19 protein-coding genes and 1 pseudogene are annotated in these 19,724 nt (G+C 49.1%); 9 read left to right on the forward strand and 11 right to left on the reverse strand.

The features are described 5' to 3' along the window. Positions 1-310, forward strand: a pseudogene (locus tag GCU44_RS22990) (c-type cytochrome domain-containing protein); the annotation flags it as partial. 75 nt (positions 311-385) lie between these two features. Here the strand turns inward: GCU44_RS22990 and prfB are convergent. From prfB to GCU44_RS02700, 9 genes are all read right to left on the reverse strand, one after another. Continuing rightward, positions 386-1,493 (reverse strand): peptide chain release factor 2 gene (gene prfB, locus GCU44_RS02660; RefSeq protein WP_194201669.1). Its coding sequence is split into 2 segments (ribosomal slippage): positions 386-1,441 and positions 1,443-1,493, totalling 1,107 coding nucleotides; the frame shifts between segments, so codons are not numbered across the junction. A gap of 81 nt (positions 1,494-1,574) precedes the next feature. After that, positions 1,575-2,099 (reverse strand): hypothetical protein, encoded by a 525-nt coding sequence (locus tag GCU44_RS02665; RefSeq protein WP_154853446.1) that lies wholly within the window; start codon positions 2,097-2,099, stop codon positions 1,575-1,577. Positions 2,100-2,123: 24 nt separating this feature from the next. Then, positions 2,124-3,191, reverse strand: coding sequence for a branched-chain amino acid aminotransferase (locus tag GCU44_RS02670; protein WP_154853452.1), 1,068 nt, complete (start codon positions 3,189-3,191; stop codon positions 2,124-2,126). 6 nt (positions 3,192-3,197) lie between these two features. Beyond that, on the reverse strand, positions 3,198-3,746 hold the full coding sequence (locus tag GCU44_RS02675; protein WP_092173884.1) for a cob(I)yrinic acid a,c-diamide adenosyltransferase: 549 nt from the start codon (positions 3,744-3,746) through the stop codon (positions 3,198-3,200). A 20-nt stretch (positions 3,747-3,766) separates the two neighbouring features. Then, positions 3,767-4,483 (reverse strand): ABC transporter ATP-binding protein, encoded by a 717-nt coding sequence (locus GCU44_RS02680; protein ID WP_092173881.1) that lies wholly within the window; start codon positions 4,481-4,483, stop codon positions 3,767-3,769. 83 nt (positions 4,484-4,566) lie between these two features. Then, on the reverse strand, positions 4,567-7,350 hold the full coding sequence (locus tag GCU44_RS02685) for a tetratricopeptide repeat protein (RefSeq protein ID WP_154853468.1): 2,784 nt from the start codon (positions 7,348-7,350) through the stop codon (positions 4,567-4,569). Continuing rightward, positions 7,350-7,637, reverse strand: coding sequence for an Asp-tRNA(Asn)/Glu-tRNA(Gln) amidotransferase subunit GatC (gene gatC, locus GCU44_RS02690; RefSeq protein WP_092173876.1), 288 nt, complete (start codon positions 7,635-7,637; stop codon positions 7,350-7,352). The genes GCU44_RS02685 and gatC overlap by 1 nt, the downstream gene beginning before the upstream one ends. Beyond that, on the reverse strand, positions 7,634-8,392 hold the full coding sequence (locus GCU44_RS02695; RefSeq protein ID WP_154853471.1) for a lysophospholipid acyltransferase family protein: 759 nt from the start codon (positions 8,390-8,392) through the stop codon (positions 7,634-7,636). The genes gatC and GCU44_RS02695 overlap by 4 nt, the downstream gene beginning before the upstream one ends. Positions 8,393-8,476: 84 nt before the next feature. Further along, entirely contained in the window at positions 8,477-9,844 is a 1,368-nt protein-coding gene (locus tag GCU44_RS02700; protein WP_154853474.1) for an NfeD family protein, read from the reverse strand. A gap of 147 nt (positions 9,845-9,991) precedes the next feature. Here GCU44_RS02700 and GCU44_RS02705 point away from each other — a divergent pair, with 147 nt between their 5' ends. The 4 genes from GCU44_RS02705 (at position 9,992) to rpmF (ending at position 13,225) form a co-directional block, all read left to right on the forward strand. Then, entirely contained in the window at positions 9,992-11,194 is a 1,203-nt protein-coding gene (locus GCU44_RS02705) for a LysM peptidoglycan-binding domain-containing protein (RefSeq protein WP_154853477.1), read from the forward strand. 181 nt (positions 11,195-11,375) lie between these two features. Continuing rightward, positions 11,376-12,398, forward strand: coding sequence for a 4-hydroxythreonine-4-phosphate dehydrogenase PdxA (gene pdxA, locus GCU44_RS02710; RefSeq protein WP_154853480.1), 1,023 nt, complete (start codon positions 11,376-11,378; stop codon positions 12,396-12,398). A 66-nt stretch (positions 12,399-12,464) separates the two neighbouring features. Further along, a complete protein-coding gene (locus GCU44_RS02715) occupies positions 12,465-13,016 on the forward strand; it encodes a YceD family protein (RefSeq protein WP_154853483.1) in 552 nt (183 codons plus the stop codon). A gap of 17 nt (positions 13,017-13,033) precedes the next feature. Continuing rightward, complete coding sequence (gene rpmF / locus GCU44_RS02720; RefSeq protein ID WP_092173857.1) at positions 13,034-13,225, forward strand: 50S ribosomal protein L32; 192 nt, start codon at positions 13,034-13,036, stop codon at positions 13,223-13,225. An 80-nt stretch (positions 13,226-13,305) separates the two neighbouring features. On the opposite strand, the gene GCU44_RS02725 is transcribed toward rpmF, so the two are convergent. After that, a complete protein-coding gene (locus GCU44_RS02725; RefSeq protein WP_174238224.1) occupies positions 13,306-14,871 on the reverse strand; it encodes a hypothetical protein in 1,566 nt (521 codons plus the stop codon). Between the two features lie 141 nt (positions 14,872-15,012). Here GCU44_RS02725 and GCU44_RS02730 point away from each other — a divergent pair, with 141 nt between their 5' ends. From GCU44_RS02730 to GCU44_RS02740, 3 genes are all read left to right on the forward strand, one after another. Continuing rightward, positions 15,013-16,185, forward strand: coding sequence for a 2-isopropylmalate synthase (locus GCU44_RS02730; protein WP_154853486.1), 1,173 nt, complete (start codon positions 15,013-15,015; stop codon positions 16,183-16,185). Positions 16,186-16,341: 156 nt separating this feature from the next. Continuing rightward, positions 16,342-17,616, forward strand: a complete 1,275-nt coding sequence (locus GCU44_RS02735) for an amidohydrolase/deacetylase family metallohydrolase (protein WP_154853489.1) — start codon at positions 16,342-16,344, stop codon at positions 17,614-17,616. A 16-nt stretch (positions 17,617-17,632) separates the two neighbouring features. Then, complete coding sequence (locus GCU44_RS02740) at positions 17,633-18,670, forward strand: metallophosphoesterase family protein (RefSeq protein ID WP_154853492.1); 1,038 nt, start codon at positions 17,633-17,635, stop codon at positions 18,668-18,670. A 6-nt stretch (positions 18,671-18,676) separates the two neighbouring features. Here GCU44_RS02740 and GCU44_RS02745 read toward each other — a convergent pair whose 3' ends face one another. After that, entirely contained in the window at positions 18,677-19,027 is a 351-nt protein-coding gene (locus GCU44_RS02745) for a Spx/MgsR family RNA polymerase-binding regulatory protein (RefSeq protein ID WP_154853509.1), read from the reverse strand. Between the two features lie 106 nt (positions 19,028-19,133). On the opposite strand from GCU44_RS02745, the gene GCU44_RS02750 reads away from it, so the two are divergent. Further along, entirely contained in the window at positions 19,134-19,607 is a 474-nt protein-coding gene (locus tag GCU44_RS02750) for a DUF4168 domain-containing protein (RefSeq protein ID WP_241684815.1), read from the forward strand. The last annotated feature ends 117 nt before the right edge of the window (positions 19,608-19,724 follow it).

Genomic DNA, 19,724 nt, shown 5'->3' on the forward strand with positions numbered 1-19,724 from the left:
ACCGACCACCATCAACTCCATGGCCCTCTCCATCTGGCAAAACGGCGGTGCGCGGTTTTTCCCCCCCAGTCAGGTGCAGCTGTGGACCCGGGATAGCCCCGACCAAAACTGGAAGCTGGCAAAAACCTACCAGCCCAGCCCCCTGGCCAAAGACGACCCCTCCCTACTGCGGCAGTTTGAAATTCCCTTCTCCGCCAAAGACGTTCGCCACCTCAAGCTACTGGCCAAACCCGTCGAGCGCATGCCCGCATGGCACGGTGCCGCCGGCAGCAAAGCCTGGCTCATGGTAGACGAAATCGTGATCAACTAGCATTCGAACCGAATACGATACGGTCAATAAAAAAGGGGCGATTTACAAATCGCCCCTTTTTACTACAAACCCATTTTATAGGGTATTATCGGATGCTTCCTCCTCACTTTGAGCAAGGAGAAAGGCTTTGATAAAATCATTCAGTCCTCCATCCAGTACCGTCTGCACATCGGATGTCTCGTGGCCCGTTCGGGCATCTTTTACCAGCTTGTAGGGATGCAAAACGTAGTTTCGTATTTGCGAACCAAAGTCAATTTTCATTTTTCCTGACTCTACCTTGGCCCGTTCTTCGTTGCGCTTGTCCATTTCCAGCTGGTATAGGCGGGACTTCAGCATTTGCATCGCTTTCTCCCGGTTTGCGAGCTGGGAGCGTTCCACCTGGCATACTACCACTATTCCCGTAGGTTTATGGGTCAATTGCACCTTGGTTTCTACCTTGTTTACGTTCTGCCCACCGGCTCCTCCGGAGCGAGAGGTGTGAAATTCCACATCGGCCGGATTGATCTCTATGGTAATGGTATCGTCAACCACCGGGTAGACGTACACCGATGCAAAAGAGGTATGCCGTCTACCGCCACTGTCAAAGGGAGAAATCCGCACCAATCGGTGCACACCGCTTTCGGATTTTAAAAAGCCATAGGCAAGTGGTCCCTCAAACTCAAGCGTAGCCGATTTGATACCCGCTACCTCGCCTTCCTGCATATCAACCTCCCGAACTTTATAGCCGTTTTTTTCACCCCACATGATGTACATGCGAAGCAAAATAGAAGCCCAGTCGTTACTTTCGGTTCCGCCTGCACCCGGATTGATTTCCAGCATGGCATTCAATTGATCCTCCTCTCCACTGAGCATCTTTTTCAATTCAAGATCCTCCACCTTCTGTAGCTGTTTCAGGTAATCCTTCTTTATTTCTTCCTCGGATACCTCCCCAGCCGTATAGAACTCCAACAAGACTTCCAGGTCCTGAACGGCCGCATCTACGGATTCATACTGATTGGTCCAGGATTTCCGGGCCTGAATCTGCTTCATCATCTTTTCCGCTTCGTCGGGCTCGTTCCAAAAATCAGGTTGGGCAGAAATTGCCTCAAATTCTTCTATTTCCTTTTTCTTCCGGTCGTAGTCAAAGGTACCTCCTCAAGGCCGAAACGCGGGCCTTCAAGTCTTTCAACTGGTCTGATGTCATAATTGCTTCTATTTTTTGGTTAAAATTACACGCAAATTTGGTCATTTACACCCAGAATACCTACTTGGGATTCGAATGAACCTACTTTTCGCCGGAAGTTTCCAGGAGAATGGTTTGTATTTTATTTCTACCTTTTAGCTTAAACCGTTTGTACCGCAAGGGCTGAAAGAGCAAACCCGCTCCCAATAAACCTCCCGCCGTGGTAAGGGTTTCGGAAGAATAGCTAAGCCGCCCCTCCGAGTACAGGCTATTGATTCCACCAGCGAGCAGCAGCATACCTCCAGCGGCCATGGAAAGAAAACTCACATTGGCCAGGGTGCGGTTTCGTTCGTCTTTGTTCCGAATATCGACGGCTTCTATCTGTTCCAAGGACAATACATTCTCCTCCAGAATAAGGATATCCTGGCCAATTTCGCGGATGTTGTCCCGAATGTAGTAGTCCAGGCCCTTCTGCAGGTAAACCAACTCATCCCCTACTTCATATACCAGGCGAGTCTTTTCGTTGGCACCCCGCTGCAGGATCAGGTAATTTTGGCCATAGGCCACTTCCCCTCCCAGGAAACCTGACAGTATAAACGCTAGCAAAACCTGAAGTCGTCCGGGCATGTGGTGTGTGATTGGACGCGCTTTTCAGAATTTCATAATCCAGCCACGCTCATCCGCTACCTTGCCGTATTTGATGTCATCGAGCGTTTTCAAAATTCGGTCGGAAAAAGCGTTGGTCGATTTTTCAGGCAATAAATAGTCTTTCCCATGAATGTTAATGAGGTGGATAAAAGCTACCGTTGCGGCCGTACCGGTACCAAACGCTTCCTCCAGCGTACCGGAAAGCAGGGATTCTTCCAGCTCACTGACGGGTAGAAACCGCTCTTCGACCGGAAATCCCATTTCCCTGGCCAGTATCAGCACGCTATCCCGGGTGATTCCCTTCAGGATGGTACCGGTCGTGGTGGGGGCCGTAATCAGGGTACCATTGATTACAAACATGACGTTCATGGTACCACTCTCTTCAATGTATTGATGGGTTTTACCGTCGGTCCAGAGCAATTGGTCGTACCCCTCTTTCTGGGCTTTAAGTGCAGGAAAAAGGGAGCCTGCGTAATTCCCAGCCGCCTTGGCCGAGCCGGTACCGCCTTCGATGGCCCGGGCATACTGGGTTTCCACTTTTACCGCTACCGGTTTGGCATAATACTTTCCGACTGGCGAGGTGAGAATCATGAAGGTGTATTTTCTCGACGGACGAATACCCAGGTAATCATCCGCAGCAAAGATAAAGGGGCGTATGTACAGGGAACAGCCAGGTTGCCTGGGTACCCATTCCCGGTCTACCTCCAGCAACTTTCGCATGCCTTCCATGAAAACCTCCTCGGGAACTTCCGGAATGCACATCCGAGCCGCCGATTCGTTTAAGCGGCGTTGATTTGCGTCTCCCCGAAACACGAGCAACTCTCCGGCTTCGTTTCGGTACGCTTTCAGTCCTTCAAAAACCGACTGCCCATAGTGAAGGGTGGCATTTGCCGGATTGATCTGCATAGGGCCGTAGGGCTCTACCCGCAGATTTTGCCAGGCCCCATCCTCGTATTCGGCCACAAACATGTGATCACTGATGATTTGACCAAAAGCCAACGCATCAAAATTGGTGCTTTCCAACCGGGACTGGCTGGCTTTCGTAACTCGAATCGTTAATGTCTTATTCATAATCTTCTACTTCTCTGGCCGCCAGGTGACTTCGTTTACTGCTAATTCCTTTGCGAGTTGCCTGCCCAAAACAAAAAGGTAATCCGATAGTCGGTTTACGTACTCGGTAATCAACGGATCTACGGGCGATGAATCGGCCAATAACACGATGGACCGCTCCGCCCTTCGGCAAACAGTCCGGGCGATGTGGGCATAGGAAACCACCGGGTGCCCGCCCGGTATGATAAAGTTCTTCAACTCTGGCAAGCCGGATTCCATGGCATCGATTTCTCCTTCCAGAAACGTAACATCCTCCTTTTTTAAGGTCGGTAGCTTAAGGGTTTTGAATTCCGGATCAGTAGCAAGCAAAGCACCGATGACGAACAGTCGATCCTGTATGGCATAGAGTTTTTCGGTTCGCTTTTGGTTGACCTCCTGATCTCTCAAAAGTCCCATCTGCGCGTTTAGCTCGTCGATGGTGCCGTAAGCGTCGATACGTAGATGGGATTTATGCACCCGTGTACCGCCCAGAAGCGAGGTTTCTCCTTTATCTCCAGTTTTGGTATATATCTTCATGTGATTTCCATGGAAATGGATTAAACTGCTGACTTGTCGACGACGGTGGGATTGGGATTGACTTCGTCTGATTCCACCAAGCCATCTCGCAACCGGATTACCCGATGCGAATAATGCGCAATGTCGTCTTCGTGGGTGACCATGATGATGGTATTTCCTTTCTGGTGCAATTCATGAAAAAGATCCATGATATCGTAGGAGGTTTTGGAATCCAGGTTTCCTGTGGGCTCATCGGCCAAAATAATACTCGGATTGTTGACCAATGCCCGGGCAATGGCTACCCGCTGCCGCTGCCCACCGGAAAGTTCGTTGGGTTTGTGATGGATACGATCGTCCAGACCTACACTCTTTAACGCCAGAAATGCTTTTTCATCCCGGTCCTTTTTATTAAAACCAGCATAAATCAAGGGCAATGCTACGTTATCCAGGCAAGTTGCACGGGGCAACAGGTTAAAGGTCTGGAAAACAAATCCGATTTCTTTGTTTCGAATTTCTGCCAGCTCGTTTTCACTCATGTCACTTACATCTTTTCCATTCAAAACGTATTGCCCGAAAGTAGGCGTGTCCAGGCACCCAATGATGTTCATCAACGTGGATTTCCCGGATCCGGAAGGCCCCATAAACGCTACGTACTCTCCCCTGTTCACTTCAATGCTTACCGACTTTAATGCATGCACTTCCTCAGCACCCATTCGGTAAACTTTTTGCAATTCCTTGGTTCTAATGATTTCTGGCATACTGCACAATGAATTATAAAACGTGAAGATAGGGGATTATGGATAAAAATAGGAATTCCGTTGGTTAAATTATATTAATGGAACTAAAGGTGTTCCAACTGCAACCTGGTGAGTTCTTCCTGTCCTATCCAGCCTGCCATGATGGCAAGGTTGCTGCTGGCATATTGATCCAATCCAATAATTCTACAGTATCGTACCAATTCAATCCAAAGCTTGGGGTCTTTGTTAAATTGACTGGCTTCCTGAAGGTGCCGGTACCGATCCTCCTCGTCCGTCAGGCTATCCAGACCAGCTAAGACCAGCGGAGTGAGGTAGGCATTTGCCGAGGACACAGCCTGCCATTGCTGACTTTCCGGTTGGGAATCACCCAGGATGTTTTTTACATAATCCGCTAAAAATGATTTCTCTTCCTCCGAAAGGAATTGGGATTCACCGGCAACGGCAAGCAATGCCGCTCGATCCAACTCGTTCAACCAGTGTCCTTTCCGAAGCAAAATTTCCCGCGCCAAATACTGCCTAAAAACTTCATTTTCCAGCTTTTCCATCGCTGGCATCAATTCAGCACCCAACATTTTCGGTAATTCGGCCCGAAGCCGGAAAAACGTGACTGTCTCGTTCGGTAACAGCTTTCCTTCCGAATCAAACGCCATCCATTCGGGAAAAGCCAGCTGCTGGGTACCGGCAATAAACCTTGCTTCCTCTTCCATGCCCCCAAAATACAGGAAAGGCAGGTGTGCCGACGTAAACTGGGCATAGCCTTTAAGCGCCGCCTGCTTCCATTCAATGGCCGCTTTTTCAAAATCGCCCTCTCTGGAAAGCACCCATCCGGCAAAGGCATGGTAATATCCGGCATTTCCGGAAAACCGGAAGGCCATACCGTTCAACCGCTTCACTAATTCGTTTATCGCTCCTGCCCGAAACTCCAGAAGCAGGCGGGACTCCCGAATGCTTTCTTCTTCTGAAAGGGTTAAGGACTCGCCTTCCTGCAGACCTTCGATGCGATCCCGGATTTCCTCTTCCGAACCGGCCACAATGCCCGCTGTCAACTGATTGCGCAACAAGGCGCGGTTGACCAGATTTCCTGCCTGTGTAAGCGTATCCAGGGAAACCCTTTCCGGAGCTGGGATTCCTCTCATGTTGAACGAAGCTAGTAGATTGATTTGTTGCTTTAGGGAATACGTAGAAAAGTCGTCAATCCCGTCGAGTTGATTCTCCTTGATTTCCAGGGCCAAGAGATTGAGCGCTTGGACGGGTCCCCCTCCTTCCATCGCTCTTAGCACGGCCAATGCATCCTGGGGCCGGTTTATCCGATGGTAAATAAGGGCCAGGTTTGTTGACAGGTAGGGATTTCCCGGGTACCGGCGCAGGCCTTGCTCCAGGTAAAAAATGGCATCGTTGGTACGCTCACGCTTTTCCAGAAGCTGGCCGAGCAACACGATATCCACCACCCTGGGGTTTTCTTCAAAGCTCCGTACCATCGTATTCAACGCCAAGGTGGGTTGGTTTTGCTCCAGGTACAGGTGAGCAGCTGCCAGGAGGGCTTTGTCGTTTCTTCGGTACTGCTCAAAAGCATTCTCGTACAAGGCAGTGGCCTCCACCGGACGCTTGCTAGCGTAGTAATAGTCCGCCGACAGTTGGGTTGATGCCGTGCTAAACTGCACGGCTATGATCCCATCGGCATATACCAGGAATATCAACAAACTCATTGCCCCACCCAGACGAAGGTGAAAAAAAGGGAAAAACGGCGGCTTATACACGATTTTGTCGATCTCCTTTCCGCTGTTGATAATCCCGGAAAAGTTTACCCATACGTAGAGAAAAAACAAAAGCCCAAACCCCAGCTGACTGTAGACGAAGAGGTGATTCAAGAAATCGATCATCGGGGTATTTGCGGTAGCCATTCCCTTGAAAAGTACCAATAGGCAGATCGAAAAACCGATTAGGTAATACAGCTTACCCACCCAGGGCGGACCGAAAAGCTGCGGACTGTTTCGAATTTTATGCAAGACGACGGGGTAGCCCACAGCGCCGACCACAAGCAACACGAGTTGGAAGGGTGGCAGTGCCCAGTCGTTTAGACTACCGGTCAGGTCCAGTAGCATCAGCCCCATCAGTAGCAGGTATAGGCTGGAGATAACCCCAAAATGCCAGGCAATTTTGATCCCAACACCGGTATTCAAACGGGCCAGAAACAGGTAGACACCAGTAAGAAAGACATTGCCCGTATACACCAAAAATCCGCCAGCGATAACCAGTGCCATCAGGGTGCCGTTTTCTGAAAACAGCAACGTAGGGTTGGGAACGGCAGAAAAATAAATCAATACCCCCAGGCAGATTGCCCCCAGTCCGACGGTAACGATGGCCCGCCTCCCGGCAGCCATTGATTCACCGAAAAAATGGATCAGGGCTGCAGGCAACAGCAAGAAAAGCAGGACCAGAATTAATCCCCACTTACTCCCCACACTACCGATATTGAGTCCATTTACCCCACTGACCGTCAGCAAAAGAATCAGCAATCCGGCGCCTACCAAAAACGTGTTTCGCTTCAGAAAAGTAAGCAACCAAACACCTACCAGGAGAAGCACCCAGAAAAGTAATCCCAACAGCTGCGTGGCAACGGGAAAAGACAGCGGAGCTTCCGATACATATTGCTCTAGTAAAAGCAGGTTCTGTGTGTTGAGATACAGGTAATCCACTCCAGAAAAAAACTGATCCAGCGGCACCACGATGCGCTCAAAGCCCGTACGTATTGCAAGCGGAAGTGAACTGAGTTCTGCAAAATACAGCACCAAAATCCCCAAACCTGCCCCGAAAAGGATAAAAAAAACAGGATATTGAATGACTTTTACCCAGGCATCCCTATGCATTATTCCATTACCTTCGGAACACGAAAATAATCAGAGTCGCGTTGCGGTGCATTTTTAAGGCCCTTTTCGTGGTCCAAATGCTCCCCAACTTTGTCTTCACGCATGACATTCACTTCCGAAGACATGGTAATCAGCGGCTCTACCTCTGAGGTATCCAGTTCGTTCAGCTTTTCTACCCAATCCAGAATCTGCGTCATATCCCGGGTCATTTTTTTCGCGCCACGCTCGTCAAACTCCAACCGGGCAAGGTGTGCGATTTTCTTCAAAGAATTAATATCTATCTTCATGTACGATGAATTTTATTAGTTACGGGAGCGTTGTCTTTCCACAATTGCTCCTGGATGATGTGGTAGCATTTTTCCTTCAAAACGGACACATCCTTTGCCCCCAAACCTTCCACCGATAGGGGAGGATGGACGACTACTTTCACCGGCTTGTAGCGCAGCAAAAACCGGCCATCATCTGGCAAAATTAAGTGATTGTAGGATAAAGTGATAGGAATAATCGGAATTTGTTTATCCAACGCCACTTTAAACGCCCCATCCTTAAATCGGGCCATGGCCGGAGGGCGCTCACTGGATATGCCCCCCTCAGGAAAAAAAACCACGCTACTCCCCTGCTCCAGTGCTTCTTTTGCTTTTTGAACGGAAACCCCGCGACTCTTTAGGCTGTTTCTATCTACGGCAATGTGCAGGTGTTTAAACATGTATCCGAAAAGTGGTACCCGTGCCAGGGAACTCTTGCCAATAAAGACCAGGTCAAAGGGAATAAGACCCAACACCGGAATATCCAGGTAGGAGAAGTGGTTCGCCACGATCACATAGGGTGCATTCCCTTTGAAATGGTGTAGATTCTCCATGCGTACCTTGAAGAATAGCATCCCAAAAAACACCTTGGACCAGATTCGGTTCATCCTCCTTCCGCGGGACTTTTCTCCGGAAACCTCAATGGTGTAGGCGAAGATCGGCAGCAAGGCCAGAAAGGTGAGAATAAACACGAGCGACCCGTAGAGGGAATACAGCCTTTGGACTATTTTCTTCATTCGAAAGCGTTCTTTGGGTCCCGAAAATAAACAAAATTCAGGACCCAGACCCGATTTGGCCGGATTATCCTCCAGACTGCCGCTTTAAGCTTGGACTTTTTTTACCCGGATGGAGGTACCTTCGGTGCTGATTACCTGGATTTTTTCTCCCTTGTCAATAAACTCCCCACGGGAATAGGCATCGTACATCTCATCGTCTATGAGTACCTTACCACTAGGCATCAAGCGGGTATGCGAAATACCTTGTTTTCCAAGCAGGTCGTTACTATAAAACGAAGAGGTGTACCCGTCTGATTTTTGCTGGGTACTCGCTAGGGAAATCTTACTGAAACTTTCCCATTGATTGACCTTCGGCGTTAGGGTGAAAATCAACACGGTAGCAACAATTGCCGCCAAAATCACCGTCAAGAGTGCTGTAAACAGCTTCCCGGAGCTAACGAAGGTAAAATCAAACTGATCGTTGGGAAGCATGCCCATGGTGAGACCCGCCAGAATACAGACAATCCCCAGAATGCCAAACACCCCGAAGCCGGGAATGACGAATATTTCCACGGCCAATAAAATAATACCCAGAATAAAAATGACCACTTCCAGATTGCTGGCCAGCCCGGTCAGGTAATAAGGAATGAAATAAAGCACCACCGCAATGCCACTGGCGGCCAGTGGAAAGCCGATACCCGGAGTCTGAATTTCAAAATAAATCCCCGCAAAAATAACCAAAATCAAAAAGCCACTCACTGCCGGATTCAGGAAAAAGGCAATGATGTCTTCGGCTACCGAGGGTGCATACCGATAGATTTCGTAATTTTCCAGTCCATTTCGTTCTATAATCTCTTCGATTGAAGCCACTTCCGCTTCACAAAAACCATTGGCGATGGCCTCGGATACGGAGAACGTGACCACCTCCCCTGCCTCCGATATGCCCTCCACCTCCAGGTCTTCGTCCACCATTGCTTCCGCAATCTGCGGATCCCTGCCCCGAGCCTCCGCGGTACTACGCATCATCGACCGCATGTACGACTGGTATTTGTCCGGGGCTGCCTCGCCCCCACCTCCCATGACCACGGTGGCCGCACCAATGCTACCCCCTCTGGCCATGTAGATGCTATCGCAGGCGATGGAAATCAACGCACCTGCCGAAGCGGCATCCTTGTCGATAAACGAGTGAATCGGCACCTTGGACTCCAAAAACAGCGTACGGATGTCGTCTGCATCGGTAACCGCGCCACCGTAGGTATCCATGTGTACAATGATCATCGCAGCATTTTTCTCAGCTGCTTCTTCAAGCGCTAGCCGTACCTTTCGGTTCATCCGGGGATCGATATCGCTTTTCATGTCAAAAACATATACGGTCTTGACCGAATCGGCTGTTACCTCGGTTTGCCCCCAGGCCGGTAGCAGGGACACGAAAAATGCGCTTGCGAAAAACAATAAACTAACTACGAATTTCATTTATTACCAGATTTAATAACTCCCGTTGAATATACCAATAAAAACCGTCATTGTTCCCATTGAACGAAAATGGTGTTGCAATTGATAAAATAAATATCAAATTTGCATGAACATTGGTAATTTCTTATCAGAAAACTGTTTTTAAACATGAAGTGCTGGATTTTGATTTTGGGGATAATCGGTATTGCAATCCCCGGCAAGGGAAGCGAACTGGCAGCGATTGATTCGGTGGGTATCGAGCGAGTTGGAGATAAATCCTACATCATCCACGAGGTCGATCCCCAGGAGACCCTATTTGGAATTTCCCGACGCTACGGCACACCCGTGGGGGAAATCGTCCAAAGCAACGACAATCTGAAATCCGGCTTAAAAATTGGACAACGCATCCGAATACCGTTTGTGGAAAAGGAAGCCATCCCGGAAGGAGCCAAAGTTCACCAGGTACTCCCCGGAGAAACGCTTTTTTCCATTGCCAAAACCTACCAGGCAACCGTCAATGAACTTATGGAATGGAACAACCTCCGGGGCACCGATATAAGTGTGAGGCAGTCGCTGCTTATCAAAGGCCTGGAAAAGAAAGAAGCACCGGTCGCCGAAGAAAAAATTGAGGAAACGGTAGAACTGGCGGATCAAACCGTGGCTGTTACCAACGAACAGGTGACGCCAGCTGCCGAAACCTCCGACAAAAACGTAAAAAAGAAAACCGAGAGGGAGGTCAAAGAACCGAATCGTTCGGAGCTACCCGAGGCAGCTAGCCCCGAGAGCAAACCTACTGTATCCAGTACTGGCAACTGGATTTCGCACGAGGTCGTGCAGGGAGAAACGCTCTTCGCTATTGCGAGAAAATACGATGCGAAGGTGGAAGATCTGATTCAGTGGAACGGCCTCTCTTCCAATAACCTACGAATCGGCCAAACCCTGAAAGTGGGCCGGGAAACCAATGCCCAAATCCCGGTCACTCAACTTCCCGGACCTTCCGAACCGACTGCCGAAGCTGCTCCAAGCAGCACCCGGTCCCCTTCGCAGCCTGCACCCGCACAACGGGGAACCAGCTCCTCTTCCAGCATCGACACCTCCACTGCCTTTAAAAACATTTCGGAAAACGGGCAGGCAGAAGTGATTGCTGGTACCGGCAACCACAAGAAATACCTGGTACTCCACCGCAGCGCCCCCGTAGGGACAATCATGCGCATCCGCAACGAAGAAAATGACGTTACGGTATTTGCGCGAGTGGTAGGGGTGCTTCCGGATACGGGCGATAACAACAAACTCTTGATCAAGGTGTCCAAAGCAGCTTTCGATCAACTAAAAGCAGTCAATCCCCGGTTTCGGGTAGCCATCTCCTATTGATGGATTTTGGAAAAACAACGGCTTTTTGGCCTTTTTTCCGGGAGATACCACGCCAGGTGCTAGTTTTTCCTGCTGAACCTCGACAAATCCCTCCCCTGGATTTCCGAAATGCACTGGTTCCGGATAAATGGTTAACTTGCGGGAATGGATTGAATAGGTATACACACAGGTTTGAAACACGATGAACGTAAGAAAAAATAAACCCGTTATAGGCATAAGCATTGGCGACATCAATGGGATCGGAGCTGAGGTAACCATGAAGGCGCTGCAGGATAGCCGCCTGCAAAAGATGATCACCCCGGTTATTTACGGTCATGGAAAAGCGATTACCTACTACCGGAAAATACTGGAAATGAACGACTTCAACTTCATGCAGGTGAGAAGTATTGAAGAAATTCACCACAAAAAAACCAACGTGATCAACGTGGTGCAGGAATCGCCCGAGGTAAGTCCCGGTATAGAAACGCGGGAGGCGGGAAGAATGGCCCTGGCCGCCCTGGATCAGGCGATCGTGGACCTAAAAGCCGGTCACCTGGATGCATTGGTCACCGCTCCTTTAAACAAAAACAATATCAACAGCGAGGAAACGCCGTTTATTGGACACACGGAATACCTCACAGAGGCCTTTGAACTCGGAAAAAGCCTGATGTTTATGGTTTCGGAAGACATGCGTATCGGCCTTGTAACGGGACACCTTCCCCTGAGAGAAGTGGTTCATTCAATCAATTCGGACACGATCAAGGAAAAGTTAAAAATCATGCTCAAATCCCTGAAACAGGATTTTGGGATTGCAAAACCGAAAATAGCGGTATTAGGCGTCAACCCACATGCAGGCGAGGACGGGCTTTTGGGTTCCGAGGAGCAAGAAATCATCGAACCAGTGGTCAAGGAGTTTAAGGACAAAGGCAACCTGGTTTTTGGCCCCTATCCTGCAGATGGCTTTTTTGGCATGATGCACCAGAAGAAGTTTGATGGCGTGCTGGCCATGTACCACGATCAGGGTTTGGTGCCCTTCAAAACCGTATCGTTTGAATCGGGCGTCAACTTCACCGCAGGGCTGCCAATCATCCGAACTAGTCCGGACCACGGTACCGCTTACAACATCGCTGGAAAAAATTGCGCCGAAGCGGGTTCCATGCGCGCTGCCATCTACCTGGCTCACGACATCATTAAACGTAAACATGACTGGGCATCAGAGAATTAAAATAATTAGCCTCTACACTTTAGAAAACAAAAATTATTCCTTAAATTTGCGGTCTTAATTCGGAAAATGAAATTCATAAGGAACTTCGATATTGACATCATCCGACTGAAAGAGGGGGAGCATTTATTCCACTTCGAAATAGGTGAGGAATTCTTGGCTCACTTTGAAGTGATCAAAGAGGTGGTCCATAAAGCTGCCATTCGAGTGGATGTAAAACTAGATAAACGTATCAATCTGATCGAAGCCGATTTTGACGTACAGGGTACGGTAGAGCTGACCTGCGACAGGAGTCTGGAAAAATTTAACCAGCCACTTGCGGTCCAACACAAAATTCTGTACAAATACGGAGAGGAAGAAAAAGAAATCAATGAGGAAGTTTTTTTGATTACCAAAGATACTCCGGCCATAAATGTGGCTCAGTTGATTTACGAGTTTATCCTTTTAGCCATTCCGGCCAAAAAAATCCATCCGGAGCACCGCATCGAGGGAGACGAGGAGGAAGAAGAGGACGGCTGGATTGTATACGAAGCAGGCGAAGAAAGAAACGAAGACGACACCAGTAATGCCGAACAGAATCCGTTCTGGGAAGCATTGAAAAATTTAAAAAATAACGAATAATCTAAAATCACATAGATATGGCACATCCTAAAAGGAAAATTTCCAAAACCAGAAGAGACAAGCGACGAACGCATTATAAATTAAACGCGCCCGGTCTGGCACAGTGTCCTACCACCGGCGAATTTCACTTGCCTCACCGTGCCTTTTGGCTCGATGGCAAACTGTACTACAAAGGTCAGGTCATCATCGAGAAGGAAGTCGTCGCCTAATTACCGGATACGTTCCTTTTTTAAGACTGCCCGGGAAATTAACTTTCCGGGCAGTTTTTTTTATCGTTCCTCACAGTCTCCTATTTTTCTTTTTCCAGCAAGGACTTTTCCAAAAACTTTTGCCGGATGATCTGCTGTACGGGACGGTTTTCGATTTTGCTCTCCAGCCAGGAAATGATATCCAGGTATAAAAAGGCTCGTTTTTCGTACGGATGATGCTCGTATACAATTAGTTTCTCCCGGAGTTCAATAAACGCCGCTTTCAGTTCGTGGTCGTATATCCGGCTTAGGTTTCGGACAAAGCGGACCATTTCTTTTTGTACCTGATGCAAATCATCCATTTTGATCAAAAACCGGTACACGTTCCGAATCTGCCCATCCAATTTTTCGTCCTTGCCGGCCTCGTAGCTGGCTATCAACTTTAGGATGTGCGCAAAGCATTGCAAATCCTCCCGCAGGCCATCCTGATTGTTTTGGATCACCTGGTCCAGGTAGTAAATCGTCTTTTCGTTATCCCCGTGCCCAAAATACAAACAGGCTACTTTGTAATGCAAGACCATGAGGTGGTGCACATCCAACTTACTTCGAATGGGCTTCATGTCCTTCAGCAAGGCCGGTACCACCTGTTCTACCCCTCGGGTAAATTCCCCCTTCAAAAAATGAATGTTCACCAAATTGGAATACAGGTATAAAAAGGCCAGGATTCGGCTATTGTCATCCATCACAAATGCACTGCTCTCAAGGCTTGCCTGAAACTCCTCCAAAACCTGGGAAAACCGATCGTAATACCCAAGGTAAAAAAGGGTGTCCAGCAAGTAGTGGTAGGCTTTCAGGTAGTTTCCACTTGCCACGTTGATCATGTGTGGGGAGGCATGAAAGAGGTCTACCCAATGCTGTGCCGCGCGGTAGCATAGCGGAAAGTCCTGGATAATGTGAAAATACCATACCTGTGCCTGATACAGGTACATTTTCTCGTAGAAGCCCAGTGCCGCCAAGTCGAAAGCCGGCATGTTTTGTTTGTAAAACCGTTCCAGCATCAGCTGCCCTTCCCGATCCTTAATGTACCCGGTCTTGAGGTAGATCCCGTACAATTGGAGCGAAAGGCTGGAAAAGCGGTTTTTCAGATCCACGTTTTCCGAGAGGGCAGCAGACTCCCGACTGAGCACCTCTGCGCGGTTTCGTATACTGCGAGTGATGTGCTGGGATTCGATCACTTTTTCCATTTCCACCACCCGAAGCATCACCGTGTCCAGCCCATATTCCCTGGCCATTTGCTTCGCTTTGTCCAACACTTTAAGGCTTTGCATGTACAACCCCTTGTTAAATAAGATACGCCCAAAATCAATCTGTTCGTTGAGTTGCAACTCGATGTTCCGGTCGGCATACAACAAGCGCAGCGAGGTAAGCAATTGCTTGTACAGGTGCGCCTTCATGTTGGGCAACTGCTTTTTTGTAACCGGCACCTTTTCGAGCAACTGCCGTTCGTCGTAGGTCTCCATTTTTTCCATGGCTTCAAAAAGTTGCAAAAATTTAGCTCCCTGATTGGAGGAAAGGCGCCTGGCAAAAAGTGTGAAATTTCGCTTTTCAGAAGGTGCCAGGCTGGCAATCAGGTCAAATAAAGAATCTTTTCTAAAATTGGATATCATGCATTTTTTAGTATAAAAACCTGTTTATTAATACTTTAAACTAATTTATTGTCATTCAGGTATCGGACATATAAAGTTAATTGAATTTATCGACCGATGCGAAGGTTTTACATTAGTTTCTTCTAAAAAAAACCAACCACCATGGATGAGAATCACGTAATGATCTTTGACACCACGCTCAGGGACGGGGAGCAAGTTCCTGGGTGCAAATTGAATACGCCGCAGAAGATCGAAATAGCCCGACACCTGGAAGCCTTGGGTGTGGATGTGATCGAAGCGGGATTTCCGATCTCCAGTCCCGGAGATTTCAAGTCCGTTGTAGAAATTTCAAAACACGTTACCGAGCCCATCGTCTGCGGACTTTCCCGCGGCGTAAAAAAAGATATCGAGACTGCTGCGGAGGCCTTAAAGTATGCCCGAAGACCCCGCATCCATACCGGGATCGGCACCTCCGATTCGCACATCAAATACAAATTCAAAAGTAACCGGGAGCGCATCCTGGAATGGGCCGCTGAAGCGGTGGCCCATGCCAAAAAATTTGTGGAGGACGTGGAATTTTACGCCGAAGATGCTGGCCGTACCGACAACGAATACCTGGCGCGGGTGTGCGAAGCGGCAATAAAATCCGGCGCTACGGTGCTGAACATTCCCGATACCACCGGATACTGCCTGCCGGATGAATACGGCGCGAAGATAAAATACCTTGTGGACAACGTCAGGGGCATCGAAAACGTGGTAATCTCCGCTCACTGCCATAACGACCTGGGACTGGCCACGGCCAATTCCATTGCAGCCGTGATGAACGGGGCCAGGCAAATCGAATGTACCATCAATGGCATTGGCGAGCGGGCCGGCAATACCGCGCTTGAAGAAGTCGTCATGATCATGAAGCAACACCCCCGATTGAATGTACACAACCGCATCAATGCCAAGCTTCTAAACCCCATTAGCCGGCTGGTTGCAGAACGCATGGGCATGCTGGTACAGCCCAACAAAGCCATTGTGGGTACCAACGCCTTTGCACATTCATCGGGAATCCATCAGGATGGCGTGATCAAAAACCGGGAAACGTACGAAATAATCGACCCCATCGAGGTCGGTGTGGACGAATCCATGATTGTCCTGACCGCTCGGTCGGGTAGAGCGGCGCTTGCTTACCGTGCCCACAAAATCGGCTATCAGCTTACCAAACTGGACCTCGATAAGGTGTATAAGGTGTTTCTGGATCATGCCGACCTGAAAAAGGAAATCCTGGACGAAGACATCCATTACATCATCGGCGAAGCTGGCATACAACAAAAACAGGAAGCATAGAGAAAGGGGCGAGACGGCCCCTTTTTTTATTCCTGGATGGCTACCGGACCCGGACCATGCACAAAGGTGGCTAGCGACCGGGTCAAGCAAAAAAAACGGTTGCGTCCGAAGCGGTAAACCCGTAAATTACCCAATCAATAATAACTCCACTCCCCCATGAAAACCTGGCTTGAAAAAATAAGCTCCTGGCTGAAGCATGTAGGCACCTTATTCCTTTTGCTCGCTGGCCTCCACACTGCTACCGCCCAACAATACGACCTGTTATTAAAAAACGGGCACGTCATTGATCCAAAAAATGGGATCGATGCGGTCATGGACGTTGCCATCAAGGGCGATGAGATCGCCCTGGTTCAGAAGAACATCGCGTCCGACCTGGCGGGGCAAGTCATCGATGTCAGTAGGCTGTATGTGTGTCCCGGTCTGGTGGATATTCATACACATAATTTTTACGGACTGGATCCCTACGGCCAATACAGCAATGGCTATAGCTCCATTCATCCGGATGGCTTCACCTTTCCATATGGCGTGACTACAGTCGTGGATACGGGCGGAGCCGGCTGGCGAAATTTCGTGCAGTTCAAGGAACAAGTGATCGATCGGGTTCAAACCCGGGTACTGGCCATGCTAAATATTGTCGGCCATGGCATGAAGGGCTCCCCCTACGAACAAAACCTAAACGACATGGACCCCAAAATGACCGCTTTGGTCGCCCGGCAATTTCCCGAACACATCGTGGGCGTCAAGGTCGCGCATTATTCCGGGCACCAATGGGAGCAAATAGACCGCCTCGTGGAAGCAGGAGAACGGGCCAATATTCCTGTAATGGTGGATTTTGGCGGTGCCAACCCTCCCCTGTCGCTGGAGACGCTGTTTATGGAAAAGCTTCGACCCGGTGATATCTACACCCATATCTTTGGAGGAGGAGGCTTTGGAAGAGAGGCCATCATCGACATGGGCGGCAACCTGCGCCCCTTCGTAAAAGCTGCTCAGGAGCGGGGAATTGTCTTCGATGTGGGGCATGGAGGCTCTAGCTTTGCTTTTAAACATGCTATTCCTGCCATGGAGCAAGGCATTCAACCGGACGTGATCAGTACCGACAGCCACATGAGCAGCATCATGAGCGGCATGAAAAACATGAACAACATCATGTCGAAGTTCTTAAACATGGGCATGAGCCTGAACGACGTGATTGCGGCGTCTACCTGGATTCCAGCCCAGGTGATCAAACGGCCCGAGTTCGGACACCTGACGCCAGGGGCAGGAGCCGACATCGCTGTCCTCAACATTCTTGAGGGGAATTTCGGATTTACGGAACGGACCGGAATGGGGAAAATGATGGGTAAACAAAAATTTGAGACCGAACTCACCATTCGTTCTGGAAAAGTGGTTTGGGACCTAAACGGCCTGACCGCTCCAATGTGGGACGAGTAGGCAAAACAACCTGTCCATGAAAAGACGACATTTCTTTCAAAAAGCCGGGGCCCTTTCCGCAGGAATTGCACTGGGCCTGAGGCAAAACAGCCAGGCGTCCGAGTATGCTGCCAATTTCAACGAGCAGCCCTTTACGGTTGGGATAAATGATTACAAAGTCGACTACTACGTGCCCGGTCTTGATCAGTCGTTGTCCATCCTGCACGTAACGGACACCCATCTTTGGCGCGACGACGACCGAGGACAGCCCTACCGCCAATTCAGCAAACGAATGGCCGCCGCGTACAACGAAACCAGGCATTTCCTAACCGGGAAACCCACCAACCCGGAGGAAGCCTTTGAAGCCACGCTACTCGCGGCCAAAGAAGCCCAGGTGGATGCAATCACCCTGACAGGGGATCTGTTTAGCTTTCCCTCCGAAGCAGCCATTGAATGGGCGTTGGAAAGGCTTGAGGCAGTAGGCATTCCGTACTTTTATTCCAGTGGAAATCACGATTGGCACTACGAAGGCATGGAAGGGAGCTTGCACGACCTGCGCGAGACCTGGATACAAAAACGGCTGTTACCCCTCTACCAAGGGAGAAATCCACTGATGTATGCGGTGGAGGTAAAGGGCATCAACCTGGTCAACATCGATAACAGTTACTACGAAATTCTTCCCGAGCAACTCGCTTTTTTTCAGGAGCAGGTGCGCAAAGGGCTGCCCATGGCCTTGATGATGCACATTCCCCTGTATGCACCCGGCCGAACGCTAGGTTATGGATGCGGGCATCCGCAGTTTAACGCGGCCAATGACCGAAACTACGAGTTGGAGCGGCGCCAACGCTGGCCCGAAGCCGGGCACAGCGAGACCACCATGGCATTTCACCAGGCTGTTTTTGAAGCGCCCAACCTACTTGGCGTATTTGCCGGGCACATCCACCGGCAAACGGTGGATTGGGTAAACGGCGTCCCTCAGTTTCTTACTCAGCCGAATGCCGCCGGAGGATACCTGGAAGTAAATATCCTACCCATGGATCCTGCGGATCGGACGAAATTTGCCCGGACCGTTTAGGCCGCATTAAAATTTTGCCTGGATTTTCGCTTCGTCGAGCCCGGCCAATAGACTGCCGTCTTCGAAAAGGATAATCGGCCGTTTGATCATGCTGCTTTTTTCTTGCAACAAGGGAATGGCCGACTCCTTGCTCTCCGTAGCAGACTTGGCTGCTTCGTCCAACTTGCGGTAGGTGGTGCCCCGCTTATTGACCACCTGCTCCAATCCCAACGCGTCGATGAACCTGCCAAGCAAATCGGCATCGGGCTGCTGTTTTTTGTAATCCACAAATTCGTAGGGCTTGCCTGCTTCTTCAAACAAGGCAAAGGTCTTCTTCATGGTGTTGCAATTCTTGATACCGTAAATTTTTGTACGCATAATGTATTGCTATTTACTATGATTTGGTATAGTTATTTCCCTTTTTTGGAATATTTATTGAGGCTTGATTACTGAAACAAGTTTTAACCGATAAAAGAGTTGATTCATGAATTATTCAAAAGTATCCAAAGTATCCCTTTTTTCCATGCTTTTGGGCATTTGTCTTGCCTTCGACACGGTGGCCCAGCAACAAGTAAACGACAATTTTTCCGATGAAGACTACCAGAAATTTGTAGCCATCAACCAAAGCATGGTACCCATGCAGGCAGAAGTAGAGGCCAAAATGGTGGGGATCCTGGAGGAAAAAGGAATGGAGGTACCCCGATTTCAGGAGCTGATGCAAGCACAACGTCAGGGCAACATCATGGACGCCACCGACGATCCCGATGAGATCACGATTTTTAATCAAGCCGGACAGGAGATTATGAAAATCCAACAGGAAAGTCAGCAGCAGTTACAAGATCACATCACCGACAGCGGCATGGAAATTCAGAAATTCCAGGAAATGTCCATTGCCTATAATCAAAGTCCCAAGGTGAAAGAAAAAGTAGACGAACTGATGGCAAAACAAAACCAGTAATAAAAAAGCAAAACCAATTAAAAAAGGGAGTGTAAATGCTCCCTTTTTTAATTGCATTGATTTTTTTGCCAAAACCTCACTTTTTCTATTGGCCGGCACCGTTCGTCCCTCGGTTTT

The organism is Cyclobacterium xiamenense, from assembly GCF_009467825.1.
Classification (GTDB): Bacteria; Bacteroidota; Bacteroidia; order Cytophagales; family Cyclobacteriaceae; genus Cyclobacterium; species Cyclobacterium xiamenense.

What these genes read in the sequence shown, in the direction of transcription:
- GCU44_RS02665 (WP_154853446.1), bottom strand. Translation starts at nt 2,099, where the DNA reads ATGCCCGGACGACTTCAGGTTTTGCTAGCGTTTATACTGTCAGGTTTC.
- GCU44_RS02670 (WP_154853452.1), bottom strand. Translation starts at nt 3,191, where the DNA reads ATGAATAAGACATTAACGATTCGAGTTACGAAAGCCAGCCAGTCCCGG.
- GCU44_RS02675 (WP_092173884.1), bottom strand. Translation starts at nt 3,746, where the DNA reads ATGAAGATATATACCAAAACTGGAGATAAAGGAGAAACCTCGCTTCTG.
- GCU44_RS02680 (WP_092173881.1), bottom strand. Translation starts at nt 4,483, where the DNA reads ATGCCAGAAATCATTAGAACCAAGGAATTGCAAAAAGTTTACCGAATG.
- GCU44_RS02685 (WP_154853468.1), bottom strand. Translation starts at nt 7,350, where the DNA reads ATGCATAGGGATGCCTGGGTAAAAGTCATTCAATATCCTGTTTTTTTT.
- gatC (WP_092173876.1), bottom strand. Translation starts at nt 7,637, where the DNA reads ATGAAGATAGATATTAATTCTTTGAAGAAAATCGCACACCTTGCCCGG.
- GCU44_RS02695 (WP_154853471.1), bottom strand. Translation starts at nt 8,392, where the DNA reads ATGAAGAAAATAGTCCAAAGGCTGTATTCCCTCTACGGGTCGCTCGTG.
- GCU44_RS02700 (WP_154853474.1), bottom strand. Translation starts at nt 9,844, where the DNA reads ATGAAATTCGTAGTTAGTTTATTGTTTTTCGCAAGCGCATTTTTCGTG.
- GCU44_RS02705 (WP_154853477.1), top strand. Translation starts at nt 9,992, where the DNA reads ATGAAGTGCTGGATTTTGATTTTGGGGATAATCGGTATTGCAATCCCC.
- pdxA (WP_154853480.1), top strand. Translation starts at nt 11,376, where the DNA reads ATGAACGTAAGAAAAAATAAACCCGTTATAGGCATAAGCATTGGCGAC.
- GCU44_RS02715 (WP_154853483.1), top strand. Translation starts at nt 12,465, where the DNA reads ATGAAATTCATAAGGAACTTCGATATTGACATCATCCGACTGAAAGAG.
- rpmF (WP_092173857.1), top strand. Translation starts at nt 13,034, where the DNA reads ATGGCACATCCTAAAAGGAAAATTTCCAAAACCAGAAGAGACAAGCGA.
- GCU44_RS02725 (WP_174238224.1), bottom strand. Translation starts at nt 14,871, where the DNA reads ATGATATCCAATTTTAGAAAAGATTCTTTATTTGACCTGATTGCCAGC.
- GCU44_RS02730 (WP_154853486.1), top strand. Translation starts at nt 15,013, where the DNA reads ATGGATGAGAATCACGTAATGATCTTTGACACCACGCTCAGGGACGGG.
- GCU44_RS02735 (WP_154853489.1), top strand. Translation starts at nt 16,342, where the DNA reads ATGAAAACCTGGCTTGAAAAAATAAGCTCCTGGCTGAAGCATGTAGGC.
- GCU44_RS02740 (WP_154853492.1), top strand. Translation starts at nt 17,633, where the DNA reads ATGAAAAGACGACATTTCTTTCAAAAAGCCGGGGCCCTTTCCGCAGGA.
- GCU44_RS02745 (WP_154853509.1), bottom strand. Translation starts at nt 19,027, where the DNA reads ATGCGTACAAAAATTTACGGTATCAAGAATTGCAACACCATGAAGAAG.
- GCU44_RS02750 (WP_241684815.1), top strand. Translation starts at nt 19,134, where the DNA reads ATGAATTATTCAAAAGTATCCAAAGTATCCCTTTTTTCCATGCTTTTG.